We start from the raw sequence: 13,469 nt of genomic DNA, 5'->3' as shown, positions 1-13,469 counted from the left end.
TGATTCCTCCTGCGTTGTCTGCTGAGTGGGCTTGCGGGGCCGGCCCCGGTCAACCCCGGTCCCGGACCAGCGGCACCTTGCCGAGCTCCGTGCGCTCGATGTCCGGTGAGTGGCGGGGAACGAACCGGACGCGCAGGCCGTAGCCGGTCTTCTCGATCGATGCGGGGTTGGCCTCCCCGTGGTTGAAGAGCGAGAGGGAGCGCGGCAGGGCGTTGACGAGCACCCGGTGGAGCCCGGGTGCGCCGAGCATGGTGTCGGTGCGGTAGTTGAGGCCGAGCACGTCGTCGACGGCGGCGTACAGGGTGAGGGTCTTCTGCTCGCGGTGGTTCACGAACTGGATCTCGTGGGCCACCTGGTCCAGGTCGACCACTCCGGCGTCCTTCAGCTCGTCGCGCAGGGCGTCGTAGGCGCGGGCCGCGGAGTACTGGCTGTCGTTGAGGTGCAGGATGTCGCCGGTGCGCCCGGCGAACTCGAACTGCTGGGTCTTCAGGCCCGGTCCGTCGCGCCGGGGCCTGCGGATCATCCGGTCGCCCAGCTTGAGCCGCAGCAGCGGGGTCTCGTGGGCGTGCAGCCGGGTGACCACCAGCTCGCCCTCCTCACCCTCGGCCACCCAGCGCCCGTTCTCGTCGACGATCTCGATGAGATGCAGCCCGGGCACGGCGCTCAACTCGGGTGATTCCTCGGCGAGTTGGAGTCCGATGGTCTCGGCCTGGGTGGCGGCGAAGTAGCTGAGGATCGTCAGGTTCGGGAACATCGCCTTGAGCTCGACGCGCTTGCGCTGGGGCAGCACCCCGCTGCCGTACAGGGCGACGCGGAAGCTCTCCTTGGCCTGCTGGCTCATGCCCGCGCCGAGTTCGGGGAGGATCGCGATGCCCGCCGAGATGCCCATCAGGGCCTTCGGGCCGCGGTAGGAGAAGATGTGCTCCAGCACGGGGGCGGTGACGGGTCCCGCGCCGATGTAGTTGACGCCCGGCACGTTCTGCAGCACCCCGCCGACCATGGTGCCGCTGCTCCACATCTGGTAGTCGGCGAGCGTGGTGAGCAGCCACTTGGGGTCGCCGCCCTGGAGGTGGCGGTCGAGCTGGTACGTGCCCATGAAGCGGCCGGCCACGTCGTAGGTGTCGCGCAACTCCCGTAAGGAGTAGACGGTTTCCAGCGGGCTGCCGCTGCTGGTGCCGCCGCTCGCGACGACCTCGAAGCCGCCGTGGCCGAGCGGGACCACCAGGCCGGGGCGCGCGTCCATGTAGAAGGCGCGCTGGATCTCCTTGTCGGAGAGCGGGATGCGCTGCCATGCCTCGTAGCTCTCGGGGGCCCGGACGACCCCGGCGTTCTCGAGGCGCTCGCGCCACAGCGGGTTGAGCTGCACCGTGTGGAACATCTGCTGGAGCCTGCGCAGGACCAGGGCGTCCTGGATGTCGTGCGGGATCTCGCTGTACGGGGTCTGGCAGACGCGGGCGCACTCCCGCATCTTGTCGGCGAACGAGGGGAGCTGGGCGACGGCCTCGAAGCTCTGCGGCACGAGTTCCCATTCCGGGATGAGCCAGTTGACCAATTCCTGGGTTCCACCGGGTGGCGCCATGGTGGCCTGCAAGTTCTTCACTTTTCCTGGCCTGCCTTTCGTATCTCGCCAAGGAGCATCTGAAAGTGCTCGGTCGTGACCTGGTGGTTCATCATGACCACGCGGAGTGCCGCAACGCCGTCCACGTCAACCTTGGAGATGAAGAAGTTCCCGCCACCCTTGATCCGGTCCCTGATGGCCACTTGGAATGCGGCGACATCCTTCTCTTCGAGCCAATCTGGGCGGTACCGGAAGCACATGATATTGGCCTCGGGAACATGCACCGTCTCAAAGTCCGGTTGTTTCTCCACCAGTGCGTAGGCATCCTGTGTCAACTGGCAGAGATATTCGATCTTCTCGGCGAAGAGCGCCTGGCCGTAGATGGCCCACAGCGTCCAGAGCGTCATAATCATCGGGCGCTTGGTGCATTCGAAGTTCTTGTCGCCGCTGTCCAGGGCCGTATAGATGTTCTGCTGCTCGTCGAAGACATAGCTTGCGGTCTGCCGGAACGCGCCGAGGCTCGCTTTCGCGTCCCGGTAGAACAGCAGCGTGCACGGCGCGGGCACGAACAGCATCTTGTGCGCGTCCCAGGCCAGGGAGTCCACCTGGTCGATGCCGCGCAGCTTGGGGCGGAGCTTGTCGGAGACGAGCAGGCTCGCGCCGTGCGCGCCGTCCACATGCAGCCAGAGGTCGCGCTCGCGGGCGATCACGGCGAGCTCGTCGAGCTGGTCGAAGGCGCCCACCGAGGTGGTGCCCGCCGAGGCGACCAGGCAGAAGACGTTGAGCCCCTGCCGCTCGGCCGCGTCCAGAACCGGGCGGGCCCGCGCCACGTCGATGCGCCGGGCCGCGTCCAGCGGCAGACGTACGATCCGGTCCTCCCCGATGCCGAGGATCCCGGCCGCCCGCGCGACGCTGTAGTGGACATCGTCGCCGACGGCGATGGCGGGCCTGGCCGGGCCTTCGAGCTCCGAGCTGCCGCGGGCCCAGACGCCGGGAAAAGCCCTGTTCCTGGCCGCGAGCAGGGCGGTCAGATTGGCCAGCGAGCCGCCGGACGTGGTGATCATGGCGAAGGTGCCGGGGTCCCAGCCGATGAACCGGTTGAGCTCGTCGGCCATGATCCGCTCGACGACGTTGGGCAGTTGGCCCGCCTCGTAGAAGGAGGACGGCTGGTTGACCACCGAGCTGACGAAGTCGATGACGCCGGCGAGCGGCACGACGCCCGAGAACTGCCGGCCCATGTAGCCGGGCGAGTGCACCTGGATGCCCGTCTTGATGTAGAGGTCGACGATCGCCGCGAGCCGCTCCTCGTCGAAGGGGGCGGGCCGGTCCCGCTCCGTGGTCATCAGCGCCCGGGCCGCCCGCCGCAGCCGTGCGGGGTCGGTCAGTTCCAGTCCCCTGATCGAGAGGTCGGCCACGTGCTTCTCGAGCCGTGAGAGCACTGTTTCGGCATTCTCTCGAAAAAGTTGAGCGTCGAACGCCTCGACCAATAAGCCGCTCTGGAGCGATTCCGTCACGGGGATCTCCTTCTGAAAGTTCCGAAGTTCCTTGCATTGCCCACTGGTTGAATCCGGGCACAACGAGAGTTGAATTAGGGCACAACGAAAGGAACTACGAGCGGAAGGGACTGCGGTGGCGCGGGCACCAACCGTAGAGGGACATCGCCTCACGAGTGGACAATTATCCGGCGACTGTCCGAAATTCGGCACGCCCGATGCAGACGTCAAGTGGAATCACCTGTCACAGACGCCTTCACGAGTCCCACACACCGCGAGCGCCATGGATGGTTTCCGGCGGAGCCGCATATGTTGCGGGCCACCGAGATCAAAGGGTGCCCCAGGCAACTGACATGACATGTCCACAACTACGACGGTGGACGTAGCCCTTCTTTGCCAACATCGCGCGAGGTCCCGACCGGAATGCCACCGCACTCGTTTCGATCTCAAAGACCCGCGCACGGTGCGGCAATTCTGGCCATGAACTCCAAAAGTGCATACCAAAGGGCCCCGGCATGGCGCGCCGGGGCCCTGTCGTCCAGGCCGGAATCCTGGGTGGCGGGATGCCGCGCAGAAGGATCCTGAGCGGAGGGGTCCTGAGCGGAGGGGTCAGGCACCGGCCCCCGTCTGCCCCGCGTCCGTCGCCGCCGCGAAGTCCGGGCGGGCGAGCGGCGCCTTGGCGCGCACCGCCCCGATCCACTCCGCGGTCGTGGCCACGGAGGCGAAGAACGACTGCATGACCACCAGGACGGCGTGGTGGATCTCCTGCGCGGACAGCGTGCCGGTCCGGTTGGACAGGCCCACCGTCCCGGTCGCGTCGGAGAGCATCTCGACCCGGTAGCCGCGGTGCACGGCGTCCCGGGCGGTCTGCTCGTCACAGGTCTGGGTCATGTAGCCGACGATGCTCAGGGTGTCGATGCCGCGGTGCTCCAGCCAGCCGGCGAGGTCGGTGCCGACGAAGGAGGAGGGCAGGGTCTTCTCCACCAGGTGGTCCCGGGGGCGGCTGGCCACCACGTCGTGCAGGGCGTGGCCCTGGCTCCCCTTCCCGAAGACGGGGGCGCCGGCGGGGGCGGCGTGCTGGACGACCACCACCGGCACGCCTTCCTGGATCGCGGCGTCCATGGCCGCGGCGACGTTCGCGAGGCTCAGGGACGGGGCCGGGAACGTGATGGGCATCCCGCCCGTCACGTACTCGTTCTGGACGTCGATGACTAAGAGGGCACGCTTCATGACGGTTCTTCCCCTTCACAGGGCGGGAGGTGAACGGCGGTCGGCCCGGCCGGGGCCCGATGGCCGCGCGCGGGGGCCGGTGGAAGGTGGTGCCGGCGTCGACGCTAGCACCGTCGATCGGGCTTTCGAAGGCGGCCTCGGAGGGCTCGCCATGTGATTCGGCCAGCCTGCGGGAGCGACCCGGTTTGGGGCCGAACGATACGCTGTGGAAGGCGAGTTCAAGGTCGCGAAGGAGGGGGTTCCCGTGCCCGGTCAGCGGTCCATCACCGAAGCCGAGAAGCTGGCGCAGGACAAGCTCGGCGGTGCGCCGATCCGCCACGACCAGATGGCCGCGGTGGCCAACATCTACCGGGCCGCCTCCGCCGTCCGCCAGCACCTGGAGAACTCGGTGCTGCGCGGCTCCGACCTGACCTGGACGGCCTTCGTCGTGCTGTGGGTCGTGTGGATCTGGGGCGAGTCGGAGTCCCGGCACGTGGCGGAGGAGGCCGGCATCTCCAAGGGCACGCTGACCGGGGTCGCGCGCACGCTGGAGGCCCGGGGGCTCGTACGGCGTGGCGGACACCCCACCGACAAGCGCCTGGTGCTGCTCCGACTCACCGAAGAGGGCGGGGAGTTGATGCGGGGCCTGTTCCCGCGGTTCAACGACGAGGAGTCGTTCGTGACCGGGCGCCTCAGCGACGCCGAGTGCCGCTCGCTCGCGGGCGGGCTGCGCCAGGTGGTCCTCCAGGTCGAGGAGGGCGGCGAGGAGCGGCGGCTGCGGCTGCTCGACGGCGCGGAGCCCGCGCCCCGGCGCAGCGGACGCCGTCCTCGCGCGGGCGGCTGACCGGCGAGGGCATACGGGGATCCGGGCACGGCCACGGACACGGGTACCGGTGGTCGTGTCCGTACCGGTACCGATACGGGCACGACCACAGCCACAGCCACAGCCACGGCGTGGCGGTCGCGCCGGGGCGCGGGCGCGCATACGGCTTCGTGGGCACATCAGCGCGCTCCCCGCGCCGCCCGGACGAAGGCGTCGAACAGGCCCTGCTGGGCCGGGTCCCGGGCGGCCGTGTCCTCGGGGTGCCACTGCACGGCGGCGAACCAGCCGTGCCGGTAGGGGAGTTCGAGGGCCTCGAGGGTGCCGTCGGCGGCCCGCGCGGCGACCGTGAGGCCCGTGCCCAGGCGGTCGACCCGGTGGTGGTGGTAGCAGGACGCGGTCACGTCGGTGGCTCCCATGACCGACTGCAGCAGGCTGCCCGGCTGGACGGCGACCTGGTGGACGTAGTGCCGGTGCTCGCGCCGCCAGCCCGCCAGATGCTGTTGCAGGCTGCCCCCGAGAGCGACGTTGACGACCTGCAGACCCCGGCAGATGGCGAGCAACGGCACGTCGGTACGGAGCACTTGGTGCACCACGGCCAGGTCGAAGCCGTCCTGTTCCGCGTCGACGTCGTACAGGCTGCCGTGTGTGCGGTGGGTGCCGTAGCGGCTGGGGGACAGGTCGCCGCCGCCCGGCAGCAGGACCCCGTCGAAGCGGGGCAGCCGGGCGGCGAAGTGGGCCGGGTCGGCGGCGGCGTCGGGGGCGTGCGGGTGGATGGTGGCGGGTTCGCCGCCCGCCCGCCAGACGGCCTCGATCAGGGCGCGGGCGTTGACCTCGGCCGCGTAGCGCAGCGCGGAGGTGGAGTCGGCGAAGCGGGCGGGGATGGCGATCAGGGGGCGCGCGAGGTGGTACACGGCGGTTCCTCGGGATTCACTGCTGTGCTCAGGCGGTGGGGCACACGGGGTCGTGGTCGGAGTCGGGGTTCGGGTCGGAGTCAGGGTCCGGTCCCGGGTCGGAGTCGGGGTCCGGGTCGGGATCGGGGTCGCTGCGGCGACGGGTCACCTGGGCGGCGGCGCCCAGCAGGAAGACCGCGGGCACCGCAAGCGCCAGCCAGGTCGCGGTGGTCCGGTCGCCGCCGATGAGGGTGGTGAGGTTGGCCAGGATCAGCCCGATGGCGCCCGCGATGCCGAGGGCGCCGAGGGACGGCGCGAGCAGGGTGTGCCAGAGCCGCCGGTCCAGACGGGCGCGGCGGAAGAAGACGACCACCGACAGGGACGTCAGGAAGTACAGCAGCATGATCGCGAGGACGGCGGCGCCGCTGAACCAGGAGAACAGCGTGAGCACCGGGTCCTTGCCCGCGAGCGCGAACGGCACGACGAGCAGCAGCGCGATCACCGTCTGCGCGGTGCCCGCGGCCCACGGTGCCTGCCGCCCGTTGAGGCGGCAGAGCCCGGCGGGCAGGAGCGCTTCGCGGCCGAGCGAGAACAGATAGCGGTTGGCGGAGTTGTGGAAGGCCAGGATGCCCGCGAAGAGCGAGGTGGCGAGGAGCACGGGCAGCAGATCGCCCGCCCAGGCCCCGAACCGGTCGGTGATCGGCCCGAAGACGAACGCCGAGGAGTCCCCGCCCGCCAGCGCCTTGGCGGCGGCCCCCCGGGCGCCCGAGGCCCCGTAGGCGGAGATCACCATCCACGAGGTGAGCGCGAAGAACGCGGTGATCAGCGTGATGGAGAGATAGGTGGCGCGGGGCACCGTCCGGTGCGCGTCGCGGGCCTCCTCGCCGTAGATGGCGGTGGCCTCGAAGCCGAACATGGACGCGACCGCGAACATCAGGGCGACGCCCGGCGCCCCGTCGAGCGCCGCGTGCGCGGAGAAGCTCTCCGTGAACCCGAGCCCCTCGGGCCCGCCCCCGCGCACCAGCGTGACCAGGGCGAAGGCCAGCAGGACGCTGGTCTCGGCGAGCACGAAGACCGCGAGGACCTTGGCGCCCATGTCGATGCCCGCCGCGCCGAGCACCTGCACGACGGCCATCGCGGCGAGCGCCCACACCCACCACGGCAGGTCGACTCCCCCGTGTTCCAGGAGCAGTTGGCGGACCGTCGCGCCGAACAGGCCGTACATCGCGGCCTGGATGGCGCAGTACGCGAACAGGGCGACGGCGGCGCTCGCCGTGCCGGTGGTCCGGCCGAGCCCTTTGCCGATGTACGTGTAGAAGGCCCCGGCGTCGACGACGTACCGGCTCATCGCGACGAAGCCGACGGAGAACAGCAGCACGACGGCGCCCGCGGCCACATAGGCGGCGGGCACGCCCGCGCCGTTGCCGAGGGCGACGGAGAGCGGCACGGCCCCGGCGATGCCGGTGAGCGGGGCCTGGGCGGACAGGACGAGGAAGAGGATCGCGAGGACGCCCAGGGCGTCGGGCTTGAGCCGGGCGGTGGCGGGGCGCGGCCGGGCGGTGGCGGACGGGTGGGGCGTACGGTCGCGCATCCCGGCTCCTCGGTCTGATCTGGTGCGGCCCGTTCCTTCGCGGCCCGGTCCGCTCTGGTCCGGCCCGTTCCTTCGCGGCCCGGTCCGTTCTGGTGCGGCCTGGTCTTGCTCGATGGGCGGGCGGGCGGTGCGGCGCCGTGCCGGACATCCCCGTGGCAGGTCCGGTACGGCGCCGTCTCCCCGTGGGTTCGGCGGCGGGCCCGTGGCTCAGCGGCGGGGCGGCCGGATGCCGCGGAACTCCCAGTCGCCGCCGAGGGCGGTCGAGCGGACCTCCTCGGACTCGGTGGGCTGCGCCCCCACGTCCCGGCGGACGGGCGTGGGCCCGCTGACGACGCGGCTGGCCAGCCGGCCGAGACCCTCGACCTCGACCTCGACCACGTCGCCGGGCTCGACCGGCCGCGAACCGGCGGGCGTTCCGGAGAGGAGCACGTCGCCGGGGAGCAGCGTGATGGTGCGGGCGATGTCGGCGACGAGGTAGTGCATGTCCCAGCGCATCTCGTCGGTCGAACCGTCCTGCGCCAGCGTCCCGTTGACGTAGGTGCGCAGCCGCTTGTGGGGGAAGTCCCAGTCGGTGACGAGGCCGGGGCCGAGCGGGCACAGCGTGTCGGAGCCCTTGACCCGCAGCATCGACCCGGCGTCGGTGTCCCGGAAGTCGTGCAGCCCGAAGTCGTTGCCGATCGTGTAGCCCGCGATGTGGCCCGCGGCCTCGGCCGGGGAGACGTTGCGGGTGGTCCGCCCGATCACGATGGCCACCTCGCCCTCGTAGTTGAGCCACTTGCAGCCTTCGGGGCGCACCACGGCGCCGTCGTGGGCGTTGAGGGCCGAGACCGGCTTGTGGAAGTACGTGGGCGTGGCGGGCGCCTCGACCCCGAACTCCTCTATGCGGCTGCGGTGGTTGAGGTGGACGGCGACCACCTTCGACGGGACGACCGGGGGCAGGTGCCGGGCCTGGCCGGCCTTGATGCGGCGGCCGTCCCCGGCGACCAGCTCGTCGCCGTCGCGCCGGACCTCGACGGCGGCGCCGTCCAGCAGGATGCGGCGGAACTCGGGCATCTCACGCCTCCTCGGGGCGGCTGTGGGGGGTGCGCTGGGGGTGCGCGGGAGCAGTGTGCGCGACCGTGACGCCTTCTGCGGGGCCGCCGCCCGTCCACCCGGCGGCGGGCCGGTCGAACCAGAGGTGGACCTGCCCGGTGCCGATCGAGTTCTCGTACTCCCCGTACTGGCGCCCCGGCGCGCCACAGGCCCCCTCGCCGAGCGCGCCCGCCAGCATCAGATAGTGCGCGAACCGCGCCTCGGGCTTGAACTCGGCGAACTCCCCCATGGTGGTGAGGACGTGGCCGTGCCGCCCCTCCTTGAACCAGGCGATGCGCTCCTCGTCGGCGGCGCGGGCCCGTCGGGTGCGGATGTGCCGGACGTCGCTCGCCTCGTGGTCGCGGAGTTCGCGCAGCGGCCAGAACGTGTGCGACAGGGCGCCCGAGGCGATCAGCAGGACCCGGCGCCCGGGTGTCGCCGCGATGCCGTCGGCGAGGGCGCGCCCGAGGCGCAGATGGTCCTCCGCGTCCCCGGTCTGGCACACCCCGATGGACAGCCACCGCTTGTCGGGCAGCCCCTCGCCGAGGAACTTCCACAGGTTGAGGGTGGCGTAGTGCAGCGGCAGGTACGGGTCGTCGACCGCCGTGATCCAGGTGTGGTGCCGCCCCGCGAACTCGGCGACGGCATGCGCGAGTTCGGGGTCGCCCGGGAAGTCGTACGGCATCCGGCACATTCCGCGCGGCAGCTCCTCGGAGGTGAACAGCCCGGCCCGGCGGGCGTGCGCGGAGACGACGAACTCCACGGTGGTCGCCCAGTGCGAGTCCAGGACCACGACCGTGTCGTAGCCGTCGCTCTCGAAGACCTCGGCGCGCAGTCGGCGCAGCCCGGTGACGAGGCTGATCTCGCGGCCCTCGTTCAGGGCGAGCCGGTCCTGCTCGGGCAGCACCATGGTGGGGACGTGGGCGAGGAGCCCGGCCCCGACGATCTCACCCATGTCCGCTCCCTTCGGCATGTCCGCCTCCATCAGTGGGTGTGGGCGTGGGCGCGGTGACGGTGTTCTTGAGGTCGCAGTAGAAGTCGAAGCTCCACCCGCCGCCCTCGCGGCCGATGCCGGACTGCCGGGCGCCGCCGAAGGGGGCGCGCAGATCGCGCACGTAGAAGCAGTTGACCCAGACGGTTCCTGCGGTGAGGCGGGCACCGACGCGTTCGGCGCGCCGGGAGTCGCCGGTGGCCAGGGCCGCGGCGAGCCCGAAGCGGGTGCCGTCGGCGAGGCGGACCGCCTCGTCCTCGCCGCGGAAGGTCTGCAGGGTGAGGACGGGCCCGAAGACCTCCTCCTGCACGATCTCGCTGTCCTGGTCGACGTCGGTGAGGAGCGTGGGCAGGTAATGGAGGCCGCCCAGACGGGAGTTGGGGCCGCCACCGAGCAGAGCCCGTGCCCCCTCCTCCACGGCGCGCCGCACATAGCCGTCGACGCGCTCCAGCTGGCGCGGGTGGATGAGGGGCCCGAGGTCGGTGCCGGGCTCCCGCGGGTCCCCCGGGGTGAGGCGGGCGGCCCGGTCCATCAGGCGCCGCGTGAACGCCTCGGCCACCGGCTCCTCGACGAGCAGCCGGGTCGCGGCGAGACACACCTGCCCGGCGTTGTCGTACTGCCCCACCGCGAGGTCCGCGGCCAGGTCGAGGTCGGCGTCGGCGAACACCAACAGCGGTGACTTGCCGCCGAGTTCGAGGCTGACCGGGGTGAGGTGGGTGGCCGCGGCGGCGGCGACGCGGCGGCCGGTGGGCACCGAACCGGTGAAGCTGACCCGCCGTACGCCCGGGTGCGCGGCGAGGGCGGCGCCCGCCTCCGCCCCGTACCCCTGGAGGACGTTGAGGACCCCGGGCGGCAGCCCGGCGGCGGCCGCGATGTCGGCGAGCAGCGACGCGGTGAGCGGGGACCACTCGGAGGGTTTGAGGACGACGGTGTTCCCGGCGGCGAGGGCCGGGGCGACCTTCCAGGTGGCGAGCATCAGCGGCGCGTTCCACGGCGTGATGAGCGCGCAGGGGCCCGCCGGGTCCCAGGAGACGTGGTTGCGGTGCCCGCGCGTCTCGAAGTCCTTGCGGCCGAGGGAGAGCGCCCGGTCCGCGAAGAAGCGGAAGTTGTGCGCCACGCGCGGCATGACGGACCGCCGGTGGGCGCGCAGCAGGGCGCCGTTGTCGGCGGTCTCGACGCGGGCCAGGTCGTCGAGGCGGCCCTCCACCCCGTCGGCGATCGCGTGCAGCAGCCGGGCCCGCTCGGCGCGCGGCGTCGCCGCCCACGCGGGGAAGGCGGCAGCGGCGGCGGCCACGGCGTCGTCGGCGTCCGCGACGGTCCCCCGGGCGACCTCGGCGAGCGGCCGCCCGTCGATGGGCGAGCTGTCGGGGAAGGCGGCGGCGGACTCGACGCGGCGGCCCGCGATCCAGTGCCGGGTGTCGACGGGGGTGGCGGCGACGTCGGCGGTGTGACGGTGGGCGGCGGCGGTCATGCGGGGCCTCCGGGGGAGGGGGGCGGGGTGACGCGGTGGGTGTCGGCGGGGCGGGGCGCTTCACATCGGTCCGTGTCCATGTCCCTGCCCACGCCCCTCTCCCTGTCCCTGTCCATGTCCTGGTCTCCGTCCTGACCGCCGGGCCGGCCTGCGCGGGGGCGGTTCACTCGGCGCCGGAGGTGTGCGACTCCAGCAGGCGGCCGCCGTCCCAGACGACGCCGACCTGCCGGTAGTACGCGGCGATGGGCTCCCGCACGGCGAGGCGGGCCAGTTCCTCGGTCGGCGAGTCGAACAGCTCCAGCTCGGCGTCGCCGCGCCACGCCTGCCCGGCCTCGAACGACGCGGCGCCCGACTCGACGAGCTCGTCCAGGGCGAGCCCCTTGCCCTTCTCGACGGCGGGCAGCCAGCGGTGGTGGGCCATCGGGTGGGCGTTGACGAAGCCGCCCGTCGGGGACGGCTCCCGCAGGGTCACCACGGCCTGGGCGAGGCGCCGGTCGGCCGCGGCGAGCGTGGCCCCGAACCGCGCGCCGGCCTCGATCCGGGGCGCCGGGCCGTACGGGTGCGGGCGGGTCTGGTGGATCGAGCCGAGCTTCTTGGGATAGCCCTGGTGCAGGCCCCGCGCGACCGCGAAGTCCTTGTCGACCCAGATGTAGACACAGCGCGAGTAGATCCGCCCCCGGTAGGAGCAGCGCACCACCGCGAACGCCTCCTTGTACTGGGACCGCACCGGGTCGAGGAGCTCCGCGCGCGAGTCCCCGCAGGACTGCCAGTCGGCCCAGATCAGCGCGACGGCTCCGGGGTCGTCGTCCGCCAACTCCAGCGGACGGGGCAGGAGTTCACGGACCCGGGCCGCATCGGTGCGGTACTCGACGGTCAGCAGGTCGCCGGAGTAGTGCCAGGGCGGCGCGGGCACGAGCGAGGACGCGCCGGTCGCCGTCTTGGGGTGGAAGAAGCCGCGGACACCGGTCACAGCGGGTGCTCCTCACGCGAGGGGTACGGGCTGCCGCAGCAGCTGGGCGCGGTGGCGGGCGGCCGCGGCACTGGCGCCGGGGCCGCCGAGGGCGACGACACCGACGAGGCGCCCGTCGGCGTGGTAGCCCGCGACGATGTCGTTCTCCGGTGCGCCGGGGGCCTCGTCAAGAGTGCCCTCGATCAACTGCACGTCCCCGGAACCGAGTTCGGGCGCACCGAACGACCGCAGCCGGAAGCCGTGCTGATCACTCCAGAAGCTGGGCAGCGGCGCGAACGGGGCCGCTTCCTCGCCGACCACTCCCCCGCCGGCCGAGCCCTCGACGACCACCCCTCCGGCAGCCGCACCCCCAACAATCGCTCCCCCGGCAGCCGAGCCCCCCGCGCCCGCACCCCCAGCAACCGCCCCCTCCACAACCACTCCCCCATCCAAGTACGCGGCCAGCACCCTCCCCGCATGCCGCGCGCTGTCCCCCGGCATCGACCAGTGCTCCACCCGCCGCGCGAGCCCGCCGTGCCGGGGGTCCGGGAAGCGGGCGACATCGCCGACCGCGACCGCGTACGGGAGTCCCCCGATCCGCAACTGCCCGTCCGTGCGCACCCCGTCGCTCAGGTCGAGCCCGTTCCCGTCGAGCCACTCGGTGTTGGGCACCGTGCCGACGCACTCCACGACCAGGTCCGCCGCCAGGACCCGCCCGTCGTCGAGGACGACCGAGGTGACCCGGCCCTCCCCGCCGAACGCGGCCACCCCCGCACCCAGCACGAACCGCACCCCCCGCGCCTCGTGGCGGCGCAGCAGCACCCGCGCGAGCCCCTCCCCCAGGGGCCGCAGCATCGGCAGCCGCACGACGTCCACCACGGTCACCTCGGCGACCCCCAACTGGAGGGCGGTGGAGGCGAGTTCACACCCGATGAACCCGGCCCCCACCACCACAAGGCGCACCCCGGGCCGCAGCAGCCCGTCCCGCAGCGCACGGGCGTCCCCGAGGGTGCGCAGCACATGGCGGCCGCTGTCCGGCCCCGCGGGCCCCGGGCAGGTGAGCCGCCGGGGCCGCAGCCCGGTGGCGGCGACGAGACCGGCGAAGCCCAGCTCCGTGCCGTCGTCCAGGACGGCGACGCGCTCACACAGCCGGACCGCGCACACCCGCCGCCCGAGCAGCCACTCCACATCGGCGGCAGCGGCGCGCGGGGTGAAGGCGAGGGAGTCGAACGACGCCGTCCCGGCGAGGGCCTCCTTGGACAACGGCGGCCGGTTGTACGGCATATGGGGCTCGTCCCCGACGACGGTCACCGGCCCCCGCCAGCCCGCGGCCCGCAGCTGCTCGGCGGCGCGCAGCCCTCCGAGGGAGCCACCGACCACAAGAACACGCCCGGCCCCGGCCCCGTCCCTCGCCACCACGGCC

Annotated in this window: 11 protein-coding genes; 1 reads left to right on the top strand and 10 read right to left on the bottom strand. The window is 72.4% G+C overall.

Translation table 11 applies throughout. The annotated features are described in order from the left end of the window. Window positions 1-49 precede the first annotated feature (49 nt). The 3 genes from ACFWYM_RS11585 to ACFWYM_RS11575 form a co-directional block, all read right to left on the bottom strand. Window positions 50-1,600: a hypothetical protein gene (locus tag ACFWYM_RS11585; RefSeq protein WP_384833729.1), complete on the bottom strand. Its 1,551-nt coding sequence runs from the start codon at window positions 1,598-1,600 to the stop codon at window positions 50-52. Continuing rightward, entirely contained in the window at window positions 1,597-3,072 is a 1,476-nt protein-coding gene (locus tag ACFWYM_RS11580; RefSeq protein ID WP_384833726.1) for a pyridoxal phosphate-dependent decarboxylase family protein, read from the bottom strand. The genes ACFWYM_RS11585 and ACFWYM_RS11580 overlap by 4 nt, the downstream gene beginning before the upstream one ends. Window positions 3,073-3,660: 588 nt before the next feature. Further along, complete coding sequence (locus ACFWYM_RS11575) at window positions 3,661-4,281, bottom strand: cysteine hydrolase family protein (RefSeq protein ID WP_384833723.1); 621 nt, start codon at window positions 4,279-4,281, stop codon at window positions 3,661-3,663. A 244-nt stretch (window positions 4,282-4,525) separates the two neighbouring features. Here ACFWYM_RS11575 and ACFWYM_RS11570 point away from each other — a divergent pair, with 244 nt between their 5' ends. Beyond that, on the top strand, window positions 4,526-5,104 hold the full coding sequence (locus ACFWYM_RS11570) for a MarR family winged helix-turn-helix transcriptional regulator (protein ID WP_384833720.1): 579 nt from the start codon (window positions 4,526-4,528) through the stop codon (window positions 5,102-5,104). Between the two features lie 158 nt (window positions 5,105-5,262). Here ACFWYM_RS11570 and ACFWYM_RS11565 read toward each other — a convergent pair whose 3' ends face one another. The 7 genes from ACFWYM_RS11565 to ACFWYM_RS11535 form a co-directional block, all read right to left on the bottom strand. Continuing rightward, window positions 5,263-5,994 (bottom strand): gamma-glutamyl-gamma-aminobutyrate hydrolase family protein, encoded by a 732-nt coding sequence (locus ACFWYM_RS11565; RefSeq protein WP_384833716.1) that lies wholly within the window; start codon window positions 5,992-5,994, stop codon window positions 5,263-5,265. A gap of 28 nt (window positions 5,995-6,022) precedes the next feature. Continuing rightward, window positions 6,023-7,564, bottom strand: coding sequence for an APC family permease (locus ACFWYM_RS11560; RefSeq protein WP_384833713.1), 1,542 nt, complete (start codon window positions 7,562-7,564; stop codon window positions 6,023-6,025). Between the two features lie 207 nt (window positions 7,565-7,771). Continuing rightward, a complete protein-coding gene (locus ACFWYM_RS11555; protein WP_384833710.1) occupies window positions 7,772-8,617 on the bottom strand; it encodes a fumarylacetoacetate hydrolase family protein in 846 nt (281 codons plus the stop codon). A gap of 1 nt (window position 8,618) precedes the next feature. After that, window positions 8,619-9,590: a 3,4-dihydroxyphenylacetate 2,3-dioxygenase gene (locus ACFWYM_RS11550; RefSeq protein ID WP_384833926.1), complete on the bottom strand. Its 972-nt coding sequence runs from the start codon at window positions 9,588-9,590 to the stop codon at window positions 8,619-8,621. Beyond that, window positions 9,583-11,097, bottom strand: a complete 1,515-nt coding sequence (locus tag ACFWYM_RS11545) for an aldehyde dehydrogenase family protein (RefSeq protein ID WP_384833707.1) — start codon at window positions 11,095-11,097, stop codon at window positions 9,583-9,585. The genes ACFWYM_RS11550 and ACFWYM_RS11545 overlap by 8 nt, the downstream gene beginning before the upstream one ends. A 163-nt stretch (window positions 11,098-11,260) precedes the next feature. Beyond that, window positions 11,261-12,067 carry an acetoacetate decarboxylase family protein gene (locus tag ACFWYM_RS11540; RefSeq protein WP_384833704.1) on the bottom strand — a complete coding sequence of 269 codons (807 nt, stop codon included), beginning with the start codon at window positions 12,065-12,067 and terminating at the stop codon, window positions 11,261-11,263. 12 nt (window positions 12,068-12,079) lie between these two features. Beyond that, window positions 12,080-13,465, bottom strand: coding sequence for an NAD(P)/FAD-dependent oxidoreductase (locus ACFWYM_RS11535; RefSeq protein ID WP_384833701.1), 1,386 nt, complete (start codon window positions 13,463-13,465; stop codon window positions 12,080-12,082). Window positions 13,466-13,469 lie beyond the last annotated feature (4 nt).

Source organism: Streptomyces sp. NPDC059009, assembly GCF_042740175.1.
Classification (GTDB): domain Bacteria; phylum Actinomycetota; class Actinomycetes; order Streptomycetales; family Streptomycetaceae; genus Streptomyces.
The sequence above is the reverse complement of the archived record's forward strand: the minus strand, read 5'-3'. Positions and strand labels throughout refer to the sequence as shown.